The organism is Paenibacillus auburnensis (assembly GCF_927798115.1).
In the GTDB taxonomy this organism is placed as follows: Bacteria; Bacillota; Bacilli; order Paenibacillales; family Paenibacillaceae; genus Paenibacillus_AQ; species Paenibacillus_AQ auburnensis.
Genome location: NZ_CAKMMG010000001.1, coordinates 2,264,204 through 2,283,693 on the forward strand (window position 1 = coordinate 2,264,204; position 19,490 = coordinate 2,283,693).

Annotated in this window: 25 protein-coding genes, 1 tRNA gene and 1 pseudogene; 7 read left to right on the plus strand and 20 right to left on the minus strand. The window is 49.2% G+C overall.

Going from position 1 to position 19,490, the window contains the following annotated elements; translation table 11 throughout:
* From L6H70_RS28805 to L6H70_RS10480, 5 genes and pseudogenes are all read right to left on the minus strand, one after another.
* A pseudogene (locus tag L6H70_RS28805) lies at window positions 1-396 on the minus strand (PTS sugar transporter subunit IIC); the annotation flags it as partial.
* 205 nt (window positions 397-601) lie between these two features.
* Complete coding sequence (locus L6H70_RS10465; protein ID WP_236332561.1) at window positions 602-3,061, minus strand: GH39 family glycosyl hydrolase; 2,460 nt, start codon at window positions 3,059-3,061, stop codon at window positions 602-604.
* 249 nt (window positions 3,062-3,310) lie between these two features.
* Window positions 3,311-3,396: transfer RNA gene (locus tag L6H70_RS10470), tRNA-Leu, on the minus strand.
* Between the two features lie 145 nt (window positions 3,397-3,541).
* On the minus strand, window positions 3,542-3,994 hold the full coding sequence (locus L6H70_RS10475) for a WGxxGxxG family protein (RefSeq protein ID WP_236332562.1): 453 nt from the start codon (window positions 3,992-3,994) through the stop codon (window positions 3,542-3,544).
* A 79-nt stretch (window positions 3,995-4,073) separates the two neighbouring features.
* Entirely contained in the window at window positions 4,074-4,754 is a 681-nt protein-coding gene (locus L6H70_RS10480) for a M15 family metallopeptidase (protein ID WP_236332564.1), read from the minus strand.
* A gap of 138 nt (window positions 4,755-4,892) precedes the next feature.
* On the opposite strand from L6H70_RS10480, the gene L6H70_RS10485 reads away from it, so the two are divergent.
* Window positions 4,893-5,054: a hypothetical protein gene (locus tag L6H70_RS10485; protein ID WP_236332566.1), complete on the plus strand. Its 162-nt coding sequence runs from the start codon at window positions 4,893-4,895 to the stop codon at window positions 5,052-5,054.
* Window positions 5,055-5,058: 4 nt separating this feature from the next.
* Here the strand turns inward: L6H70_RS10485 and L6H70_RS10490 are convergent, their stop codons facing one another.
* Complete coding sequence (locus L6H70_RS10490; RefSeq protein ID WP_236332568.1) at window positions 5,059-5,370, minus strand: YolD-like family protein; 312 nt, start codon at window positions 5,368-5,370, stop codon at window positions 5,059-5,061.
* A gap of 216 nt (window positions 5,371-5,586) precedes the next feature.
* Window positions 5,587-6,240, minus strand: coding sequence for a hypothetical protein (locus tag L6H70_RS10495; RefSeq protein WP_236332570.1), 654 nt, complete (start codon window positions 6,238-6,240; stop codon window positions 5,587-5,589).
* A gap of 190 nt (window positions 6,241-6,430) precedes the next feature.
* On the opposite strand from L6H70_RS10495, the gene L6H70_RS10500 reads away from it, so the two are divergent.
* On the plus strand, window positions 6,431-6,925 hold the full coding sequence (locus tag L6H70_RS10500) for a PH domain-containing protein (protein WP_236332573.1): 495 nt from the start codon (window positions 6,431-6,433) through the stop codon (window positions 6,923-6,925).
* Window positions 6,926-6,932: 7 nt separating this feature from the next.
* Here L6H70_RS10500 and L6H70_RS10505 read toward each other — a convergent pair whose 3' ends face one another.
* On the minus strand, window positions 6,933-8,399 hold the full coding sequence (locus L6H70_RS10505) for a glycosyl hydrolase (RefSeq protein WP_236332575.1): 1,467 nt from the start codon (window positions 8,397-8,399) through the stop codon (window positions 6,933-6,935).
* 137 nt (window positions 8,400-8,536) lie between these two features.
* The gene (locus L6H70_RS10510) at window positions 8,537-8,953 is read right to left on the minus strand and encodes a cytidine deaminase (RefSeq protein ID WP_236332577.1); all 417 of its coding nucleotides are present in this window, start codon (window positions 8,951-8,953) and stop codon (window positions 8,537-8,539) included.
* A 172-nt stretch (window positions 8,954-9,125) separates the two neighbouring features.
* On the opposite strand from L6H70_RS10510, the gene L6H70_RS10515 reads away from it, so the two are divergent.
* Window positions 9,126-9,563, plus strand: coding sequence for a NucA/NucB deoxyribonuclease domain-containing protein (locus tag L6H70_RS10515; RefSeq protein WP_236332579.1), 438 nt, complete (start codon window positions 9,126-9,128; stop codon window positions 9,561-9,563).
* Between the two features lie 94 nt (window positions 9,564-9,657).
* Here L6H70_RS10515 and L6H70_RS10520 read toward each other — a convergent pair whose 3' ends face one another.
* The 3 genes from L6H70_RS10520 to L6H70_RS10530 all read right to left on the minus strand — a co-directional run bounded on the left by L6H70_RS10520 (window position 9,658) and on the right by L6H70_RS10530 (window position 10,442).
* Window positions 9,658-9,927 (minus strand): LexA family transcriptional regulator, encoded by a 270-nt coding sequence (locus L6H70_RS10520; protein WP_236332581.1) that lies wholly within the window; start codon window positions 9,925-9,927, stop codon window positions 9,658-9,660.
* On the minus strand, window positions 9,917-10,129 hold the full coding sequence (locus tag L6H70_RS10525) for a hypothetical protein (protein WP_236332583.1): 213 nt from the start codon (window positions 10,127-10,129) through the stop codon (window positions 9,917-9,919). Before L6H70_RS10525 ends, L6H70_RS10520 begins: the two co-directional genes overlap by 11 nt.
* Window positions 10,130-10,283: 154 nt before the next feature.
* Window positions 10,284-10,442 carry a YjcZ family sporulation protein gene (locus L6H70_RS10530; RefSeq protein WP_236333276.1) on the minus strand — a complete coding sequence of 53 codons (159 nt, stop codon included), beginning with the start codon at window positions 10,440-10,442 and terminating at the stop codon, window positions 10,284-10,286.
* Window positions 10,443-10,684: 242 nt separating this feature from the next.
* Here L6H70_RS10530 and L6H70_RS10535 point away from each other — a divergent pair, with 242 nt between their 5' ends.
* Both L6H70_RS10535 and L6H70_RS10540 read left to right on the plus strand, forming a co-directional pair.
* Window positions 10,685-10,861 (plus strand): YjfB family protein, encoded by a 177-nt coding sequence (locus L6H70_RS10535; RefSeq protein ID WP_236332585.1) that lies wholly within the window; start codon window positions 10,685-10,687, stop codon window positions 10,859-10,861.
* Window positions 10,862-10,982: 121 nt separating this feature from the next.
* Window positions 10,983-11,528, plus strand: coding sequence for an ImmA/IrrE family metallo-endopeptidase (locus L6H70_RS10540; RefSeq protein ID WP_236332586.1), 546 nt, complete (start codon window positions 10,983-10,985; stop codon window positions 11,526-11,528).
* 157 nt (window positions 11,529-11,685) lie between these two features.
* Here the strand turns inward: L6H70_RS10540 and L6H70_RS10545 are convergent, their stop codons facing one another.
* From L6H70_RS10545 to L6H70_RS10560, 4 genes are all read right to left on the minus strand, one after another.
* A complete protein-coding gene (locus tag L6H70_RS10545) occupies window positions 11,686-12,453 on the minus strand; it encodes a 2-phosphosulfolactate phosphatase (RefSeq protein WP_236332588.1) in 768 nt (255 codons plus the stop codon).
* A 290-nt stretch (window positions 12,454-12,743) separates the two neighbouring features.
* Entirely contained in the window at window positions 12,744-12,884 is a 141-nt protein-coding gene (locus L6H70_RS10550; protein ID WP_159067788.1) for a hypothetical protein, read from the minus strand.
* 79 nt (window positions 12,885-12,963) lie between these two features.
* A complete protein-coding gene (locus tag L6H70_RS10555) occupies window positions 12,964-13,767 on the minus strand; it encodes a class I SAM-dependent methyltransferase (protein WP_236332590.1) in 804 nt (267 codons plus the stop codon).
* A gap of 180 nt (window positions 13,768-13,947) precedes the next feature.
* Window positions 13,948-14,793: a pirin family protein gene (locus tag L6H70_RS10560; RefSeq protein WP_236332592.1), complete on the minus strand. Its 846-nt coding sequence runs from the start codon at window positions 14,791-14,793 to the stop codon at window positions 13,948-13,950.
* Between the two features lie 177 nt (window positions 14,794-14,970).
* Here L6H70_RS10560 and L6H70_RS10565 point away from each other — a divergent pair, with 177 nt between their 5' ends.
* Window positions 14,971-15,465 (plus strand): RNA polymerase sigma factor, encoded by a 495-nt coding sequence (locus L6H70_RS10565; RefSeq protein ID WP_236332594.1) that lies wholly within the window; start codon window positions 14,971-14,973, stop codon window positions 15,463-15,465.
* On the plus strand, window positions 15,462-16,445 hold the full coding sequence (locus L6H70_RS10570; RefSeq protein ID WP_236332596.1) for a hypothetical protein: 984 nt from the start codon (window positions 15,462-15,464) through the stop codon (window positions 16,443-16,445). The genes L6H70_RS10565 and L6H70_RS10570 overlap by 4 nt, the downstream gene beginning before the upstream one ends.
* 85 nt (window positions 16,446-16,530) lie before the next feature.
* Here the strand turns inward: L6H70_RS10570 and L6H70_RS10575 are convergent, their stop codons facing one another.
* From L6H70_RS10575 to L6H70_RS10590, 4 genes are all read right to left on the minus strand, one after another.
* Complete coding sequence (locus L6H70_RS10575; RefSeq protein ID WP_236332598.1) at window positions 16,531-16,737, minus strand: hypothetical protein; 207 nt, start codon at window positions 16,735-16,737, stop codon at window positions 16,531-16,533.
* A gap of 39 nt (window positions 16,738-16,776) precedes the next feature.
* Window positions 16,777-17,736 (minus strand): leucine-rich repeat domain-containing protein, encoded by a 960-nt coding sequence (locus L6H70_RS10580; RefSeq protein WP_236332600.1) that lies wholly within the window; start codon window positions 17,734-17,736, stop codon window positions 16,777-16,779.
* Between the two features lie 150 nt (window positions 17,737-17,886).
* Window positions 17,887-18,360 carry a GNAT family N-acetyltransferase gene (locus L6H70_RS10585; protein ID WP_236332602.1) on the minus strand — a complete coding sequence of 158 codons (474 nt, stop codon included), beginning with the start codon at window positions 18,358-18,360 and terminating at the stop codon, window positions 17,887-17,889.
* A gap of 180 nt (window positions 18,361-18,540) precedes the next feature.
* On the minus strand, window positions 18,541-19,392 hold the full coding sequence (locus L6H70_RS10590) for a copper amine oxidase N-terminal domain-containing protein (protein ID WP_236332604.1): 852 nt from the start codon (window positions 19,390-19,392) through the stop codon (window positions 18,541-18,543).
* Between the last annotated feature and the right edge of the window lie 98 nt (window positions 19,393-19,490).

A 19,490-nucleotide genomic window follows, 5' to 3' on the forward strand; every position in this document is an offset into this window, starting at 1 on the left:
AATCATACCCGAAGGTCCAAACCGTTCCAGAATGAACTGAATGGTTCCGTCTTCATTTAGGGTCGGGTTAAGCAGCATCACGAAGAGAGAGACCCCGCTCATTCCCGCCAGCAGCTTGATTTTGTGACGCTCTCTTTTTTCCATGACGGTATACGGCGTTAAAAAAGCAATAAACAACCCCAATAACCCGAAGCTAAAGGTCGTGATGGGTGTAAGATCCGGCATCCCCGGAATGAAATCCTTCAAGATAGAAATGAGTGTGATAATCGAGCCGATAAAAATCATCGGGATCGCCACCATAATGGCTTCCTGAATGGATGCCACCCAGAGATTATTTGTAAACGCCTCCAATCTAGGTGCAAACGATTCTGTCATCCACTTCATGAAACGCTTCATCTAAATTCCCCCTGTCTTTCTCTTAACTGCTACAACCCTAGTATAGAGATTAATGATACCGTTTTCTTGTTGTAACTTGCCGCATCCGGGTTCGTATTTTGCCTACTTCTTGCCTTCTGTACTAGCTTGTCTGCTTCGATCCAAAATAAACAACAAAAAACACCCCTTCAGCAAAAAGGGATGTTTGATTGATGTGTTTTCCCGATTAAAACTGCCTTTCGAGCTGGAGCAGCAGCACCCCATGAGGCGGGAGTACAATTTCTTTGTGCCAGTCTTCCTTCTGTATAAGCTCTGTCCGGATGACCGGACCGCTTCTGCTGTTTAAATACTGAATCTCCTCCTGCGTTAAAAAATCAGGCGCTCCCATAGTCATCCACTCATCAAATACCGACCCATGCTCCCGGTCCAGCTGATAGCTGGTGCATTTATAGGGCCCTGTGAGCAGAGTTAGTGTGATTTCAAAGGCTTTGCTGCCTTTTTCCTCAAATACATCATAACGGGTTGAACCGGATAGCTCCGACCAGTCTCCATTCGCAAACAGCTGATCCACATGCACGTAGTGATAGAACAGAAATTGCAGGCTTCCGTCGCTTTTCCGAGTTCCGATATAACCGTCTCCCTGTATAAGCAGCTTGTCACCCAGCTTCTGCATCAGCTCAAACGCATAATACGCAGGCTTCTTCAGCCCGTCACGGTTGATTAAGCCAAAGCCTCCATAGAACGGAGAAGCGGGAACAACACTTTCTTCAAAAACATCGGTAAAGGACCAGTAGGCCATCGCATTCACGTCCCCGAGCGTGTTCATCGACTGGTAAATGACAAACGGCGCCATAAACATCGTATCGTGAAGCAGGTTTCGGTCATAAAGTGAAAAGTTCCACTCGGTAATATGAAGCTCAACGTCACTGTACGAGGCCGCATTCATTTTTTGCCGCACACGGTCAATGCTTTCTTTAAAAAATGCCGGGGGCATGATCCGGGTCAAACGGCCCTCTTCCGTTTTTAGCTTGGGGTATTCCGAATAAATATGGAATGAAAAGAAATCGAGCGGCACCTCCCGCGAGCGGCAGTAAGCTAAAAAATCCTCCGCCCAGGTATCGTTCCAGATCGAACCGTACCCCATGGCGGGACCGCCTGCTCTCAGCTCCGGCAGCACCGATTTAATCGCATGAACGGTGGATTCGTAAAAGGCAAAGTACTCTTCTTTGCTGCCTGCCCAGCAGACCCCCGCCAGATCAGGCTCGTTCCATACTTCGAAATACCACTGCTTCACCTCATCCGCCCCGTAACGGTTCAGACAATGACGGATGAATGCCCGGACCAGCGCTTCCCACTTGGCGGGATCTGACGGCGGACTGATATTGCCTCTCCACCAGAACAGTGTTTCTCTGGACCTCGCCAGCTGGCCCGGCATAAAGCTCAATTCCACGAATGGCCGGACTCCCTGCTCTAGAAGAAAATCATACAGCTTGTCTACATAAGACCAGTTGTAGACCGGTGTGCCGTCTTCATTTTCACTGTATACCATCATCTCATCATTAAAAATGCCGTGAAACCGGATATAACGAAACGGGATTGTCCCCTTCAAGGCAGACAGCTGCTTCCGCCAATCCTCGCGCAATCCTTCTACCGCTCTTCCGGCCGTCGTGGTAATATTCCAGTGCTTTGTATAAGTAGTCGCTGCCTGGTCTGTACGAACCTCAATCCGTTCGGGGGCACCCGCAAGGGCAGCCGACATCGGAACGCTGGACTGATCCGCATCCGTTTTGACCTCCAGATAGCGGTACAGCGATCCTATGGCATTCATCGTGTCCATCTCATAATAATCTCCGCTTGAGGATTCCTCATACGTTTTGGGCTTGCGGGTCAGATTCAGCCGGTGCAGCTCTGGTGCGAGCGAGGCTTCCCGGTAGGAACCCGGTGTGCATCCATATTTTTCCTTAAAATATTTGTTAAACAGCTTCACGTTGGCAAATCCGCAATCCAGGGCAATATCGGAAATGGTTCTATCGCTCTCCGCCAGCTGGATCTGGGCCTTCTCCAAACGGATAAGCGTCAAATACTTTTGAAAGGGGATTCCGATTTTGTCCGTAAAGAAGTGGGAAAAATAATGCAGGCTTAAATGCTCGGAGTCCGCCATATCCTGCAGCGTAATCTTCTCATTATAGTGGCGGTCAATGTATGTGAGGACACTGTTCAGTCTTTTATAATCATTATCCTTGCTTCCTTCTGCCGTCGCCGGATTCGTCCCGTCTGAAAAATATCTCAGCAGGCATCCGCATAACATCTGTAATCTGCCTATGGTGTAGCTTTGATAACCCGGCGATTTCTTGTTAATCTCCCACACCATTTGCGCAAGATTCTGTTTGATGCTGTGCAGCCGGGATGGGTCCTGCCCGGAATTGCCGGCGGAGTTGCAGGAGATATACGCATTATTATTTAGCAGCTCGGGGCCGAACTGCAGGGTTAACAGCACATTATCCTGGTGGGTCCGCTCAATTTTGTGAACCGACATGCTGTTAATCACGAGAATATCATCTTCCTGGAGCGTATATTGCTTCTGGTCCAGATACATGTTGACCGAGCCGTGGAGAACATACAGGACCTCAACTTCCTTATGCCAATGAAAATCAATATGCTGCACAGAGTTCACGAAGAGCTTCATCGGCAGATCATCCTGATGCTGAATAAATTCGTATAAATAGCGAATCGTCTGCTCCCCCCTTCATACCGCTTATTATAGACATGTCCATTTTAAGTTATCAATATGAGGAGGGTTTATTCGCGTAACGCCAAAGTTGACGAAAAAAAAACAGCCCCTCGGATATCATCACTCCGCAAGGACTGCACCATTATTACGAATTCCAATTTTTAAACACAAAAAAACCTTGATTTCTCAAGGTTTTCACTGTAGTGCCGAGGACGGGGGTCGAACCCGTACGGTACTCACGTACCGCAGGATTTTAAGTCCTGTGCGTCTGCCTGTTCCGCCACCCCGGCATAATATGTGCGTTGTAACGCGACAAGAAATATAATATCACGTATTTGGTGAACACGCAATCTAAATTCCGATGTTTTTTTATTTATAGCAAAAGCCCGTTCCGGATTAGCGGGACGGGCTTTGCTCTGTAAGGCTTAGGATGAACTAGCGGCGGTCACGTTCAGTGCTTCTACTGCGCATGCCGGCCAGGCCCAGGAGGCCGACTAAGCCGAGCCAGCCCCAGTTCGAGTCGTTGTCATCATTGTTGTTGGCATTGGTGGTTGTACTGGTGGCCCGGTATCTGCCGGTCTGCGTTGTGTTGTTCAGCGGAGAGACCCTATTGTTATCGCCAGGAGTGACCGCGTCCCTCACCATGTTCTCACCTTTACGCATGGATCCCGTGGTCTGATTCATCATGTTATTGCCCTGATTCATCAGATGGGTGCCTGTACCGTTCATCTCACGTATTCCTTCTGTTCTTGTACCCGTTGTCCCGGTGTCTGGAATGGTTGTGCTCATTCCTCCGCCAGTACCGGCTGCATTGGCTGCATAACCGGATCCCAGCAGGCTAAGTGATAACACTGTACCGCATGCCAGGCTTGTGATCAGCTTGTTCAAGATGTATGCCCCCTTTGAGGATAGTGTGGTATCTCGCTGATAATTTCCCCACATCGAGCATCATCTATGCAAGCAATCCTTATTCTCTGACGAGGTTTACTGTCCTGTTCACCGGATCATAAGATACTGTGGCTCCAAGCGCCTCGGCCACCGCCCGTACTGGCGCGAAGGTGGTTCCGTCCTCCAGAAAACCGCTGGTAATCTTGACTCCATTTAATGTAACGGTGATGGCCGGATCCGTCTCGCTGCCGGTTCCATTAATCAGGGCTAAGGCATCCTTCACCTGCTGTACCGTCGGCTGTTTACCGGCCCGGAGCTGCTCAGTGGTAAGCCCGAAGGTCATCTCCAGATGAGAATAGTCTTTAAAAGAAGTCCAGTCCCCGCCCCATGCGAAGCCGAGCTTCTTCGCCTCCTGCGCCACCTGCTGCCAGTCCGCAAGCCTATCGTTGTTCCCGTCGCGGGAGGTATCCCAGGAAATGCTTTTCCCGTCCGGCAGAAGCAGGGCAAAGTCAATCGCCAGACCATAGTTATGGTAGCTGCTGCCTCCTCTGGCATTGGTCACAATGTTTCCCTTGGTTGTCCGGCCTTGCGCATAAAGCGCATTCTGCTCAGCAATGGTCCGCATCCCCTGGGTAATGACGATCGGAATTCCTTTGGCGTAGCACCTTTGGATTAGCGCACTCGCACCAGCCAGCAGAACGGGATGAAGCTTGCCCAGCCAGCCTGCTGATTTACTCTTCACCTGATCTAAAGTCAGCATGTACTCACCCCCTGGTATAGTAAATGCCCCCTCTTCCCACTTTGCTTGTACGGTTCCCCCAGGGTCAACGCATAGATGTCCAATTGAATGAATATCCGCAAAAGAGGCCACACTACCCGCGAAAGGTGGGATGAGTCTATGGACATTCACAGCGACAGCTACAAGGTAGCCGCACTTAGCGACCAGGAGAATGCGGTAGAGATTATCCGGCAAGCCGAAGCGGCTATTGCCCAATTAACCGGCAACAACGCCGTTACGCTTATTGCTTATGAGAAAACGGAAGCCTCCGCCGCAAAATAAACCTCTAGACTATGTAAACCTCTACTATGTCGTCTACGTTAATCCATTTCCATTCCTCTGCCCACTGCAGCTTAATCTCACGCGAGTGGGTATGAATGGAGGTAACAAATCCGTTCAGCAGCTTGTTCCCGGAGAGATCATATACAATCACTGTTACCCGAACATGGGTCCGCAGCGACAGCGCCAGCGTACACTCGATTTCCTCCAGCTTCTCCGCATCCAGCAGTAGCTTGCCGCGGCGCAGTGTCTCCAGCTCCTCCCTGCTAATCCGGCTCTTACGCTCAAGCAGGCCGCGATCCTCCAGCTTTTTGCTCATTTCCGCTCTCCTTCCAGTTGGATAAGATCAGTTGCACTTCACACAATACGAACGTATGTTTGTATTATATCCGCACAGCTGCCTATTTATCAAGCAGAAAAAGCTGCCAGCAGGCAGATAACAGCCCTAGCGCCAAGCTTCGGACTGCATGCAAAAGGCGCGCACCCTCAAGCTGTGCAGCGCCTTTATTGGAATACCTGATCACCGGAAAAATCTCTAATTCGCCGTATTGCCTGACTCTGAGCCTGTAACCGCAGAGGTACCGGCATTTGCGCCGCTCTTCTTGGCAGTATCTGCCGCTCCGTCTGTCTCCGCTGCAGTTCCGGCAGTTGTTCCCAGCTCAGCTTCAGCCGCGCTGTCTTCTTCAAGCAGCCCTACAGCTACTCTCGCTTCATTCAGCTTGGAGATGCCGTACAGCATTGCCACATCCGCCTGCTGATTCAAAGCGTTGAACTCATCCTTAGTAACCTCCGGGGAAACTGCGCCTTGCGAAGCCTGTTCTTTAATAGAATAGGCGCTTTGGAACGCAATTGCAGCATCCCTTAGCAATGTCTGGACATTCTTCGGCAGCTTCTTGGAGATCTTCACATCCTTGACCTGATCGGCAATATCCGATGCTGTGTCCTGGAATTCATCAACCGCTTTCTCCAGTTCTTTGTCAGTTGCTTTTCCTGTCGAATAAGAAGTCAGTGTTGTATTGAAGCTCTCCAGAGATGATTTGCCCATCTCATCGAATTTCGACATTTCATTGTAAAAGTTCTGTACAGTTTCCTGCACTTCTTCCTCTGAAGCAGGTGCAGAACTATCATTGCTGCACGCGCTGAGGACAACGACCATTATAAGCAAAACTGTCAGTAAGGTTTTTCTCATTTCTAATCCCTCCACTTAACAGAATAATGGCGGGTTTTGTAAAGTGCAAATGAAATTTTATGTAAAAAGGACTCGAAATCCCCACCCCCTATAAATAAAGCGCATTCATAGCAAAGAGACCTCCATAGTGACTGGAAATCCCTGCTATAATAAATATAATCTCATCCTGTAGTAAGAAAGGAAGATATCTATGCCTTATTGTACCAGCTGTGGCGCTGAATATAAGCAAGGCGCCAAATTCTGCGGAGAATGCGGAGCGGGTACGGACACCGCCGCTTCCGCTGCCCCGCGTCGTCCTGCGGGTGGCTCCGCCTCCGGGGGAGGCCCGGAAACCGAGCTCTGGCAGGGAAAACCTGCCGGCATCTCTGACCGGCTCAAGGGCCTGATTGGTCTCAACACGACCAGATATACGATTACCAGCCAGCGGATTATGGTGAAGACGGGACTCATCGGCAAAGATCTGGAAGAAATCGAGCTGCTGCGGGTCAATGACTTCTCGGTGGATCAGACCCTTCCGGACCGTCTGCTCGGCATCGGGACTCTGACGATATTCTCCGATGACGCTTCGTCCCCGCAGCTGCTGTTCCGCAAGATCCGCAAAGTGCTTACGGTTAAGGATGTGCTCCGCAAAGCGGTGCGTGACGAAAAAACCGCCAATAATATCAGCTACCGCGAACAGATTTGATTGCCGTTCAGTCAGCAAGAATATAGGCCCCGGCTGGAATAATGACTTTGGGCTGGCTGGGGCTTTCCCACATCAGCACTGCTTTGGCATCGCCCTGGTTTTCGAAGTACTCTACTCTCAGCTCATGCAGCCTGCCGGCGGTCAGATTCACGCTGCCTTTTCGCTCCTGTCCGCTCTGTTTAATCCAGCTGTCAATCACCAATCCCCCGTCAATCCACACCCGGATGCCGTCATCCGAAGAAGAATAAATGGTATAGCTCTCGCTGAATTCCGCTTTCAGCCAGCCGCTCCAGCGCACAGAGAAGTTGTCGGAGGCTACCGCCGGATCAGGACTGGACTGTCTCCAGACGAAGTTGACCGCCGGATCTGTACGAACCAGTACCGGAGCTCCGCTTAGTGTAATATTGTTGAAATACTCCCCTTTAACTCCCGCAGCAGTTGTTATTTCCGTTCCCGCAGGCATAAACCTATATTCATCCCGGGTGATTACAAAACTGTTCTTCATATAAGCCTTAATCACAGCGTCCGTATTCTTCTCATACAGCAGCTTGCCCCAGGTCATCTGGTAGGACCATTTGCTCTGGGAACTTGCAAGGACTGCCGGAGAAGGCAGCTCTCCGTTTTCCCCTATGGCGATCAGCTTACCGCGTCCCAGGTCCCACAGTCCGTCATGGTGGCTTGCCTTGAAATCTCCATCGTAAATATCAAGGGCCAGTACGTCTACCCTGCCGGCACCGGGATAATAGTCCACAGGCTCGCCCGACCACTGATTTTTGGCATTCGGACTCCATACCCACAGGAGATTGTGCAGCCCGTGATAACCCGTGTACCGTTCGAACATAAGGTTCCATAGCTCGGAGAAGCGGCTTTTCTGCCCCCACCAGAACCATCCCCCGTTCATCTCGTGGTACGGCCTCCATAGGACAGGAACACCTGCATTACTCAGTTGTTGTAAGGACAGCGCCGCCTTGTCGAGATCTGCCAGCAGCGCGGTATACTGGACAGTACCCGGCGTTATATATCTGGCAAAGTCAGCCTCGCTGAGGCTCATGGAGACATTGGACCAGGCCGGAGCCGTCCCCGGCAGATTCGCATGATAGCTCATCGTCACGATTCCCCCGGCCTTATGCCAGCGAACGGCACTATCCACCACCGCCTGCCGCTGGCTGGCAATAACCGCCTCCGTCTGGTTGCTTATCGCCCCCAGCTCATAGCCGTGAAGTCCGGGATAGAATCCTCCGGTATTCTTCAGCTTATTACTGTACTCATCCGGACTCTCCAGATAATCATGCTGTCCGCTGATGATGCCCTTGCCCTGCAGCGAATACAGCTTCTTCAGCAAGCTTTTCGCCGGGGGCGCAAGAGCCGTATCGGCAGGTTCCATCACCAAGCTGCGGAAAGACGCCTGCCAGCGGACATCATTCACCAGCCGCGACGCCGAATCGAGCAGATCCCGGAGGATGCGTTGTTCCATTTTTCCCACCAACCTTTTATACCATTGTATGGGGACAACCGGGACAAGGACGCGGCGAATGTTGAGCATTCGGCAAAATATTCATTTTTTCAATATGTATGATTACCATTACGGCTATTGCTGTCACTAACTGTCACTTACCTCGCATACCGCAGCGGCAAAAGCTCAAGAATATCCACTTTGGCCAAGGTTCCTTCCGCAGGTACAATCACCTTGCAATCCTTGGCGTAATCCGCGATCAGCTCCCGGCACATCCCGCATGGCGATACCACCTTGATCTCTCTATCCTCACTGTCCGGATCCGGGTGCCTCACGGCAACAATGGTGTCGAACTCCTGATATCCCTCTGATATCGCTTTACCAATAACCATCGCCTCGGCACATACGCTAACCCGCGGCAGATTTGCCTCCAGATGAACGGCTGTGAAAATCTCCCCTGTCTTCGTGCGCAATGCCGCACTGACATGATGCCGCTCCCATGCATATCGTTTTCTGATAATCTCCTTGGCAGAAGCTACCAGGGTCTGATCCTCAATCGAAATCTCAACTTCCATGTGCTTGTCCTCCTAAACGTTTTGCAAGCTTATGCCTCACCGCAGGGTTCGGCCAAAATTCACTTCGTGAATGGTAACCTTATCCTAATTTAGTATACTAAAAGCCGTTTGTTTTAAGATATAATACTTATTAGGCAGAGACTTTATGACCCCCACACCTTAGGAGGAGCATGTGAAAAAACAGAAATTCATCTCCACTCTTATCATCATTCTACTGCTGGTCCTGGTGGCTTACTGGTTTGAGGAAAATAACCCGCCCACCGCTCCATCTTCTACAGATGACTCTGAAATCGTACAACTGGAGTTCCCGGCAGACCGTTATCCCGAAACCGCCGAGCATATCCAGGAAGCGATTGAGAGCGGTGAATCAGCCGTCTGCACCATCAGCCGGGAAGATGCCGAGGAGAACCGCAAGGAATCCTTATCCGGCGTGCCGACCAAAAAGGGCTACGACCGTGATGAATGGCCGATGGCAATGTGTGCCGAAGGCGGCAGCGGTGCCGACATTGAATACATAACGCCCAGTGACAACCGCGGGGCCGGAAGCTGGGTTGGCAATCAGCTGGAAGGTTATGCCGACGGAACCCGGGTAGAGTTCATGTTCAAGTAAACTTGAACCGCATACGTATGAATTAGCCCCCTGCCGTCAGCATCGGCAGGGGGCTTTGGCAATTTCAAAGGCTATCAACCTCTCTGCGAGTCCTTCAATCGGTCCAGTGACCGCTGCCGCTGCCGGGCACTTTAGCCCCTGGCTCCGGACTTTCCCATGCAATGAGAACTACCGCTGCCTCTACGGGCTGGGGCGGCTGCCATTGGATAAACCCCTGCAGTGCCAGTTCACGAAGGCCGGACATCACTTGAGCCTCTCTCCGCCCGCTAAGCCTAGCAAGCTCTTTAAGCTGCGGCATCCGCCCAAAGTGGCTTCTGAAGTGACACATAATCCGCAGCAGCTTGCGGGCAGTATCATCCAGCATGACGTGCCTTGGCCCGCCGCCAGGCCAGAATACTTCCGGTTCTGAATACCCTGGGACCGCCTGTAGTTAAGCAAGTGGCCCGCAGCAGGTCCCCTTTAATTCCGTGCACCTCGACGCTGCGCTGGGTGATTTTGCCCGATTTGTCCTCGTAGATGATTTCAATTACTTGTCCGATCAGCTTTTCCAATTCTCTTGCCTTCACTTTAAGTCCCCCTTATCACAATTCCCGTAATAATTATATGTATTATATGCGAACAAATGTTCTTTATGCAACATGATCGTGATAACACATAATTCCAAGTGAAAGCCCCGCTTAGGCACTCTGCCTGACGGGGCTGCACTTACCATAAAGTCCTTTAGAATATACAGGCCTTGGTGATAATAACCAGCAGGATGAACAGTACCAGAATGGCACTCGTTGAGGTCCATGGGCTTACAACCGGCGTAACCGTCGGAGGTCCCTGGTTCACTCCGCCAACATTATTTCCGCAACCGCAACCATAATCTGCACCCATCATTAATTCCTCCTCTGAGATATGAAATGCATGAAACGTGATTCTCAAGTTCATCTCTTACACAGCACAGAATATGTTGCCGGGAGACCGGCAGCCTGGGCCAACCGGCAAACAATATCCGCTTCGCCTAAATAAACCGCTCTATCCGGACGATATACATTAAAGGAAGGCTGGCAAACCTGGGATTCTAATTGGCCAGCATTCACAAAAATACGGGATATAACCCATTCAGGAGGTACGAAATGGACATTGCCGCTCTATCCATTGCAATGAGCCAGGCGTCCTTACAGCAGGCTGTCGGGCTGCAGGTCATGAGTATTGCCAAGAATACCGCTGAGCTTCAAGGGCAGAATATAGCCCAAATGCTCCAGCAGAGCCCTCATCCGAACCTTGGAAAAACACTTGATATTCAGGTTTAATTGCATTATGCTTAGATACATAAGAACATCAGTTCCGGTATGAATCCGGCAACTACTAGCCCCTTCGGGCTTTTCTTTTTCCCTTAAATACGAACATACGATCCTATATCGAGGTGATGACATGCAGTCTTATTACCAAATGACCGCCCTGGAGAACTGGACCGAGGATTTATATCAGCGTTTGCAAGTGCGGCTGCCGTCGGACATATCGGTAAATTATATCGCCGAACGGCTGAATATCTGGGTTCATTATCTGGATGTGCGGAGCAAGAGCATTGAGGCCTCTGCCGGGATGTACACCATGTTTCTCGACAACCGCCTCCCCCCCGAGCTGCAGCGCCTGGAATTTCTCCATGAGCTCTGCCATCTGCTCCGTCATGCCGGAAGCCGTATCCTGATGCCCGGACACTTTACACAGGCTCAGCAGGACGAATCGGAGCGGTTTATTCTTTATGCGGCTATGCCCTACTCCATGATCTCTGCGCGACCGTTACCGGAGCTGCGCGAGGATGCCATCCACTACATTGCCACAACGTTTCAGGTTCCGGAGGAACTGGCCATACAGCGGATTGACCAGATTCAGAGGCGGGTGTTCCAGGGGCAATTGATGGCTGTGCTGGAAAGAAACGAAGACAGAAATCTCATCCATCACCGGCATATCCGGTAACTTTTTTTATCCTATCTACAAGTATTTCCGCAAAAAAATGACCCCGCCGGCTTCCGGCAAGGTCTATATCAATTACTAGGGGGTATGTCCTTACTATACAGCCTCCAGCTTAAGCCATTATGAAATCCGGCTGAATATGAGCTAAAATCTGTCCTGCTTAAACGGGATCGCCGGCATTTACAAACCTGTTTTCTTGCAGCACCGGTACCGCATAGCTGATATCTGCTTGGCAGCAGTACGTGACATCATCTTCATATCCGCGTTCCCGTAGCTCACGGCCGCTGGCAGACTCCCAGATCAAATCCCTGATCCGATGACCGGAGGACTTCACAGCGCCAATGCACACCTCCGCTTCCGGAGATTTCGTTCCGGCTAACCGGGAGAGAATCAGACCTGCACCCAGGTAATCCTCGATGCCCGGGCGCAGTTCATCCTCACCCTCTTTAACATCAGACCACTTCTCGCCGCAGGGGATTACCGTAATATTCACGTCCATTTCAAGCTTTAGCCGGTTAGCAGTATCTGCAACAGCAGAAGCATTTAACAGACAGCCGACAAGCAGAGCCGGCACTTGTGCTGCAATCCATGTACAGGCTGCACCGTTCAAGGAACATAATACAAAGTCACGGGCATAGTCGGCTGAGCTGAAGGACAACGGCGATAAGGAGTGGCCGCCCACTCTTATAGCTTCCGATCTTCCCCAGACCATTTCGGCACCAAGCTCCTTGGCATAAGCTTTGGCGGTTTCATTAATCGGCGGAGGATACGGATAAATATTGGCTTTATGCTGAACCGCCGTTACTACCGTAGACGAGAAGCTAAGCACGTCTACAATAATCACAATGTCCCCGCGCTCTGCTGCTGCCCTTGCCCCTCTCCGTCCCCAGTCCAACTTAACTTCATAAGGTGACTGATCAAAATACACAGGATTCCCTCCTTCCGGTTTTCAGATTTTTCTCAATCCTTCAAAGAGGGAGTTACCCATAGATGGCTACTCCCAAACCGTCAATCGCCGGCTTTCTTTAATTATTTTTAAATCAGACAGATCTTGCAATACCTTAAGCTCATGTTCTATAACGGCAAAAAAAGTGACCCTACCGGTCATCCGGCAGGGTCAAGGTCTATTCACTGGGGGTCATGTATTTAATATAGATCCCGAAGCTTAAACGAATCTGAAGCAGTGCTAAATGTTTGCTTAAGTTGCACTCCCAGGCTCTATACCCAGAAGGATTTAGTAATAATTACGAGCAGAATGAACAATACCAGAATTGCAGCACTAGAAGTGAAGGGGCTAGCATATCCACCGCCGCAGTTAGCTCCACCAACCGGACTTACATTTTCACCGTAACAACCCATTCCAAATTCCTCCTTCATAATTGAGTACACCATAGACTATGTAAATTAGCCGCTGGCCGACTGGGTGAATAGGCAAACTTTAGCCTTCATCCGGACCGGTCCGTAAGCTCCTCTGTTGAACATCACATTTGTCAGCAATCAGCGTATAAAATTCCGGAAAACTCGGGTCCTGGGCATTAGGTATCTCTTCAAAGGTACGGATATATAACCCGTTAGAGGCCACTGCCGTTATAATATCGCCAACCGTCCATCCCCGCGTCAAAACCCTCCCCAATCCCGAACGTTCTTTTTCAGGAAGCAGCTTAGCAAAGGCAATTTCGCCTTCCTGGATTGTGTCGTCAAAATAATTCCCTGTCGGATGCTGAAGATTTACCGTTGTCCTCCATGTCCTGGCAAACGGATGAAAGTCCGTTAACATCAACCGGCCATTTGCGCCTAATCTTCTGCTGACCAGAGCAAAAATGTCATTTAGATCGGTAAAATAATGCAAAATCCCAAACTCCATCAATACAATATCAAATTGGCCCAGCGCCTCTTCATCCGGAATATGCAATACATCTGAGCAGATATAGTTCAAAGGGATCCCCGCAGCAGCCGCAACCTCACAGGCATACTTACAATTTTCTTCAGAAATATCGACCACGGTAACCTCAGCGCCTAACACGGCTAACGCGATCGCTTTCATGCCATGGGAACCCAGCAGGTTGATTACTTTCTTTCCTGTTGGATCACCAAGGTACTTTAACCAATAACGCAAAGGGTGCCGCGGGTCTATTAATAATTTACGGGCCAGCTCGTCCGGAGATCCGTGATGCTCTACCCAAGCCTGATATGCCTTCGATTCCCAAGCCGCCTTATTCGCACGTGCCAGTTGTTCCTGCATATAGTCCCCCTTGATAAAATATGGAATTATTTCCAGGCTTCTAAGTTTACTACATTTTATAGTCTTCATCCACAATCCCAAATCTGCTTAATATCACATCGTCTTATATATACCTAAAAAAAAGGCCATCCCCGTAAGGATGACCTTGCCCATTTCCATACTATTTTTACTTCACAGATCTTATTTCAAAAAAGTCCCCTGCCGGTACTCACTGAACGCCACCGTAATCTCTCTTTCCGTATTCATAACGAACGGTCCTCTGGCGACTACTGGTTCGCGGACAGGTTCACCTGCATATAACAGCACCCGCAGCTTCCCTCCTGCCGTAATATCCACTTCACTTTCTCCGCTGCCGCCTTCACCAAGCCATAAGACTTGGCCTTTAGAAGCCGCTGCTTTGTTGTTTCCAAAGGTTCCGTCGCCTTCAAGAACATAGATGAACCCGTTGTAGCTGCCCGGCAAATCCTGCGTGACTGTATAACCCGGCTCAATGGTCATCTCCACCATCGTTACCGGAACATAGTTGCGGATTGGACCAGCCACTCCCTTGGAAGATCCGGAGAAAACTTTTATGGCTGCGCCAGCTTCCTGCCGTACAGGCATATCCCCGCTTTTCAAATTCTGATAACGCGGCGTAGTCATCTTGTGCACCTTCGGCAGATTCACCCAAAGCTGCAGGGAATGCGCAGTCATCCCTTCAGAGGGCACTTCATTATGCTCAACTCCGCTGCCTGCCGTCATCCACTGCACATCCCCCGGCCCGAGCACCCCGCCTTCCCCGCTGTGGGTGTCGTAATGTTCGATCTGTCCAGAGATCACATACGTTACCGTCTCCATTCCGCGGTGGGGGTGAATGTCAAAGGATCCCTTCTGGAACTTATCCTCCATCATCAGCAGAAAAGGATCATGCTTCGCCCAATTTCCCGGTTCAAGTACCGGTCCTGCCGAATGGATTGCACTCACCTGGTTTAGAACAACCTTTCTGACTTCACTTATATCCCTTTTAACTGCAGCGGACTGTTCCATAATGCTCTCCTCCTTAATGAGTTGTGGTTCAGCTCTATATTTAACTATTAATTTTATATTTACTATATTTTATATAGTTAATTTAACACTTCTCTTTTCGTTTGTCAATTTTCCGGAAACAAAATGTGACCAAATCCCGTTCTTAATGGTGTTATAGGTAAAGGAGGGCAGAGCATCATGCAGCGATTCATGTCCCGGCCGGGGAATGATGTGATAAAGAGTTATGAAACCTACTCAAAAATGCTGTTCCGGATTGCCCTGGTTCATCTGGGCAGCCGCCAGGATGCCGAGGAAGCTACTCAGGATACCTTCATTAAGCTTATGGAGAAAGCGCCGGAGTTCAAGGATGCCGAACATCAGAAGGCATGGCTGATCCGGGTACTCACCAACACGTGCAAAACATCGCTGGGCAGAGGCTGGCGTAAGCGCGAGAGGAAGCTGGAGGGTGCCGAGCCGCTTACAGCAGACAGCCCCGAGGATTTGGCAATGCTACAGCTGGTGCTGGCCCTGCCCGTAAAGTATAAGACTGTTATCCATTTGTATTATTACGAGGATTATCCCGTCCAGGAGATCAGCAAAATACTGCAGATCAGTGAGTCCGCCGTGAAGATGAGGCTAAAGCGGGGACGGCAGCTGTTAAAACTGGAGCTGGAAGGAGCGGAACCGGAGTGAACGAGGATCAGTTTCGATCAACCTATAAGAAAGCGGTGGATTCAATGAACCCCAGCGAAGAGATGAAAAAAGGACTACTCGCCAAAATGGAGCAGCATCAGGAGACAAAACGTCCGCGTAAGACAATATATATCGCAGCAAGTATCGTACTCGCCGCCGGAATCGGTCTGGCTTCGCCTACTATATGGAACCAGATAAACGGGCCAACGTCACCTGCACAAGTGGCACAGGTGGATCCCGGAACATCAGGTATAGGCGGAGCCGCTTCGGCCGGCAGCGTCGACATTCCCAAGCTGAAGCTGCCGGATTCTAGCTCGGGTGTTAAGGCAAGCATGATCGCCCTGGTTGTGTATAAGGGGAATATTTATACACAGTCTGCTACACGTATCGAAGCCGCTGATGCAGCCGCGCTGCGCGGTGACAGTCTCGGACGGACGACCGGCGGTATTGACGAATGGAGCGGTAAAGACGATTACACTGAGCTATCCTCCAATATCGGTGAGACAGATATCTATACCGTGAAGGGATACGATTCCGGCTTCCTGATTATGTCCTATTCGGAAATCGACGGCCAGGTATTCGCTGAGCTGTATGAGCATACGAACGGCATCACTGTTAACAGCGGAGCCGATCTGATCGGCAAGCTGAATCTTGAAGGCCGGATCGCTTCCGCCCAGTGGGAGAGCTTCGACAGCTGGAATAACGGGCTGCAGCAATACGCGCCGCTTAGCGGAAGTGAAGCGCTTGACAGCTTCCTGTCGGCCCTCCTGGCAGCCAAACCGCTCGCAGCAGAACCGCTGATCGCGCAGGGCATTTACGACAGTGAAGACCGCAAGGTCATCTATCTGGAGCTCCAAGATAAGACGCGGGTTCAGCTGGTACTCTTTGGTCAAGGACTTGTTCGTTATGGCGATGCGCCGGTATTTTTCGAAGTCGAATCCGGTGCGTTCCAAGGGCTGTGGAACATCATGACACAGTAAGACGGATACCTGGCCACAGCATGCACTCGGGGATGATTGGGTCAACAAAAATACAGCCCCGCCTCATCGAGGCGGGGCTGTATTTTTACTTCACCAGCATTTTCACAGCAGCATTCACCCATTTGATCGTCTCCGTGCCCACCCATCCGCCTGCGCTTGCCAGAATAAAATTATGAAATATCTTGTTCGCCAGAGCATATGTCACTGTTCCGATTATGATCTCTATCACAAAGAACCGCATAATATCGCCAGTAGTTATAATGTACACTTTGAATTCCTGGTTATGAAGCACAGGTTGGATCACTCCCCTTCGAAGGATTATTATTAACCTTTATGCTTCGGGCGGATTGTCTAATGCCATTTCGAACAACGATTTGCGTGACACATTAACGTATTTCAGCTGCTTCATACCGCCCAGAAATTCAGGCTTCCGTTCGATCAGACACATACCAATGTCCAGGAATTGCAGATTCTTCAGCTGCTCCAGTTCAGGCGGCAGTTCACGGATCGAGGTGTATTGAATCGTCAGCTGCTCCAGTTGTTCCAGTTCCCCGATCTCCGGCGGGATGCGGTTTAGGCTGATCTCCTCCCTGGGCTTGGCCTGATACCCGGGAGCCGGCCGGTCCGAGCTCGCACACTGGATAGACAGTACTTTCAGATTCTTCAGTCTTGCTATAGATGCAGGAATGCCCTCCAGATCAGCAGATAAAATTTTCAGACATTCCAGCTTGCTTAATTCGAACAGCCCTTCGGGCAGACGATACAGATCTTGTTCAAAAATCTCCAGCTCCCGCAGCTCTGTAAGCTCCCGGATTCGTTCCGGCAGCTCCGTCAGCCTATGTCCGCTTATATACAGCCAGTCAGTCTGATGTTTAATGGCATCGTCCAGCAGACGATCCAGATCACGGTGTGCTTTTAATTCCAAAAACAGTCCCTTAACCCGCTCCATCAGCTCACCCGCTTCCTCCTCCGTTACATCCATTCCGTACATATGTTCATGGACTACCGAGTACAGGTAATCTCCGCCGCCTTTTTTCAAGAAACACAAGTCCTCCGGCAGTTTAGGGTATATCCAGTCCGACAGGCGGCTTGCCATTTGCTTCAGCAGCTTCCCGCTTTCTTCACAGCATCGGAATAAGTAATAAGTCCCAGCGCTATAGAAGGCATGACTGTTATATATCTTCCTGATTCGCATAAGCTCATCCATATTATTGTTCTGGATTATGATGGTCTTCAACAGATAAGGCTCCAGCGCCTCCAAAACACCTGTGTACCGGTCCCGTAACGCCATATCGGCTGGAATCTTCTCCCCAGCACAAAACATTCCGAATTCGATATCGCCAGATCAATTACCTGCTCATATGCTCCGCCTCTAGGGTCTGTATACATTCTCATCGTGTCCAGTCTCCATTTCTGTTCGGAGTATATATGGTCGCTGATATTAGCGTAGTGTTTTCACCATCTTAAAATTAACTAACCCTACACCTTTACGTTCAACGATCTGCTGCTGGATTACATGGTATCCTAAACGTTCAAAAAATGGCCTGGCAGTTATACTTGCCTCTGTATCCATTTCATTAAGTCCTAACCGCCTTGCTTCAGCTTCAAGTGTGTTTACCAAAGCAGAAGCAACCCCCTGCCGAAGATAATCCTTATGAACAAAAAGTCTCTCTACATGCCCCTCTTGATTCATATCAGAAAATCCAACGATTTCACCTTTGATATCCGCAACGTAGGTGAAATTGTGACTCAGCGCGTCTTTCCAAGCCTTCAGCTTAAGCGGCTCTTCCTCTTTGGGTGCCCAGGCATGAAGCTGCTCCCCGGTGTAATCCCGTTTGTTGACGGAATGCACGGTTTCGTAGAATATAGAGACGATCTGATTAATATCCTCATCCTTAAACCTTCTTAACTCCATTAGGTATCCTCCTTTACACCCAGAGGGTAATTTGATGTCAAAAAGCCGTCTGATTAAGACGGCCTGCAGTTGCAAAAGTATGGGTTTTAGAATTCCTTTTACTAGAATTAACGGTTTCATACAATATTCGCGATAATTGCGTAAATATTCTTAAATCTGCTGGTTACAAATAACTTGATTTTAGTTGTTTATAGATTGGCTAAAAGTCCTGCCTTTAGCTAAGATATATAGTAACGGATCACTATTCTCGATAGAAAATTCCCATGATCTTTGAATCTTTTCATCCACTTTAACCGCTGGACGAGTTCTGGCTTTGGAACCAGGCCATGCTCCATCCGAATCAAGTACATATTTCCCCTTTGTTAGAAATACAGGATGAAGATCTTCTCTTCCAGTAGAGATATTTTTACCGGAGATATTCTGTGCTGTAATTCCAACTTTCACTGTAGAGAGCAAATGGTCTGTTTCAGTTGTAATTGTTGTCTGCAAAGGCAAGAATGCATTCTCATTATCAACGATGCTGTTTAGGGACGAATCAAACTCTTCAAAATTACTGACTATTTTTGTTTTTAATAACCGACTGTCTTGTATATTCACGTATCCGTAGTTAGAGTTAATATTAGCCTTGATTTGGAAAGATTCCAGTATAATTTTCATGGGTATAATCATGGAACCCTTGTAAATTACAGGAACAGTATCCATAGACCTCTCAGCATTATCCAAAGATGCTGTCTTTGAGTTACTTGTTAACAACAACTTATGATTGTCCATTACAATTGTAGCAGTTTTAGATTTAGAATTATACGTAACTTCGCCACCAAGCAATTCACTGATTGACCGAAGTGGAACCATTAATCTTTGCTTGGAGTCAATGTAAGGTGCCTTAGGCGCTGTATACAATACATAGTATTGATTAACCTTTAAGTGATTAATAGTTTTTTCGGACAGTGATGTTGTGGCATATGCAATATTTGAAATCCCAATCGCCAGAATACTCGTTAAAGTTAATATTTTCAGTGTTTTTGATTTCATAAAGTTTCCCCCTAAAATTAGAGTAGAGTACCCTAAAAGGGTACCCTACTAATCTTATTAAATGCAACTTAAATGTAATTTAATTGAGATTAATAAAA

Coding starts and splice junctions, on each gene's coding strand:
- L6H70_RS10465 (WP_236332561.1), bottom strand. CDS start 3,061: ATGAAGCTCTTCGTGAACTCTGTGCAGCATATTGATTTTCATTGGCAT.
- L6H70_RS10480 (WP_236332564.1), bottom strand. CDS start 4,754: ATGCTGACTTTAGATCAGGTGAAGAGTAAATCAGCAGGCTGGCTGGGC.
- L6H70_RS10485 (WP_236332566.1), top strand. CDS start 4,893: ATGGACATTCACAGCGACAGCTACAAGGTAGCCGCACTTAGCGACCAG.
- L6H70_RS10490 (WP_236332568.1), bottom strand. CDS start 5,370: ATGAGCAAAAAGCTGGAGGATCGCGGCCTGCTTGAGCGTAAGAGCCGG.
- L6H70_RS10495 (WP_236332570.1), bottom strand. CDS start 6,240: ATGAGAAAAACCTTACTGACAGTTTTGCTTATAATGGTCGTTGTCCTC.
- L6H70_RS10500 (WP_236332573.1), top strand. CDS start 6,431: ATGCCTTATTGTACCAGCTGTGGCGCTGAATATAAGCAAGGCGCCAAA.
- L6H70_RS10505 (WP_236332575.1), bottom strand. CDS start 8,399: ATGGAACAACGCATCCTCCGGGATCTGCTCGATTCGGCGTCGCGGCTG.
- L6H70_RS10510 (WP_236332577.1), bottom strand. CDS start 8,953: ATGGAAGTTGAGATTTCGATTGAGGATCAGACCCTGGTAGCTTCTGCC.
- L6H70_RS10520 (WP_236332581.1), bottom strand. CDS start 9,927: ATGCTGGATGATACTGCCCGCAAGCTGCTGCGGATTATGTGTCACTTC.
- L6H70_RS10530 (WP_236333276.1), bottom strand. CDS start 10,442: ATGGGTGCAGATTATGGTTGCGGTTGCGGAAATAATGTTGGCGGAGTG.
- L6H70_RS10535 (WP_236332585.1), top strand. CDS start 10,685: ATGGACATTGCCGCTCTATCCATTGCAATGAGCCAGGCGTCCTTACAG.
- L6H70_RS10540 (WP_236332586.1), top strand. CDS start 10,983: ATGCAGTCTTATTACCAAATGACCGCCCTGGAGAACTGGACCGAGGAT.
- L6H70_RS10550 (WP_159067788.1), bottom strand. CDS start 12,884: ATGGGTTGTTACGGTGAAAATGTAAGTCCGGTTGGTGGAGCTAACTGC.
- L6H70_RS10555 (WP_236332590.1), bottom strand. CDS start 13,767: ATGCAGGAACAACTGGCACGTGCGAATAAGGCGGCTTGGGAATCGAAG.
- L6H70_RS10560 (WP_236332592.1), bottom strand. CDS start 14,793: ATGGAACAGTCCGCTGCAGTTAAAAGGGATATAAGTGAAGTCAGAAAG.
- L6H70_RS10565 (WP_236332594.1), top strand. CDS start 14,971: ATGCAGCGATTCATGTCCCGGCCGGGGAATGATGTGATAAAGAGTTAT.
- L6H70_RS10580 (WP_236332600.1), bottom strand. CDS start 17,736: ATGGCGTTACGGGACCGGTACACAGGTGTTTTGGAGGCGCTGGAGCCT.
- L6H70_RS10585 (WP_236332602.1), bottom strand. CDS start 18,360: ATGGAGTTAAGAAGGTTTAAGGATGAGGATATTAATCAGATCGTCTCT.
- L6H70_RS10590 (WP_236332604.1), bottom strand. CDS start 19,392: ATGAAATCAAAAACACTGAAAATATTAACTTTAACGAGTATTCTGGCG.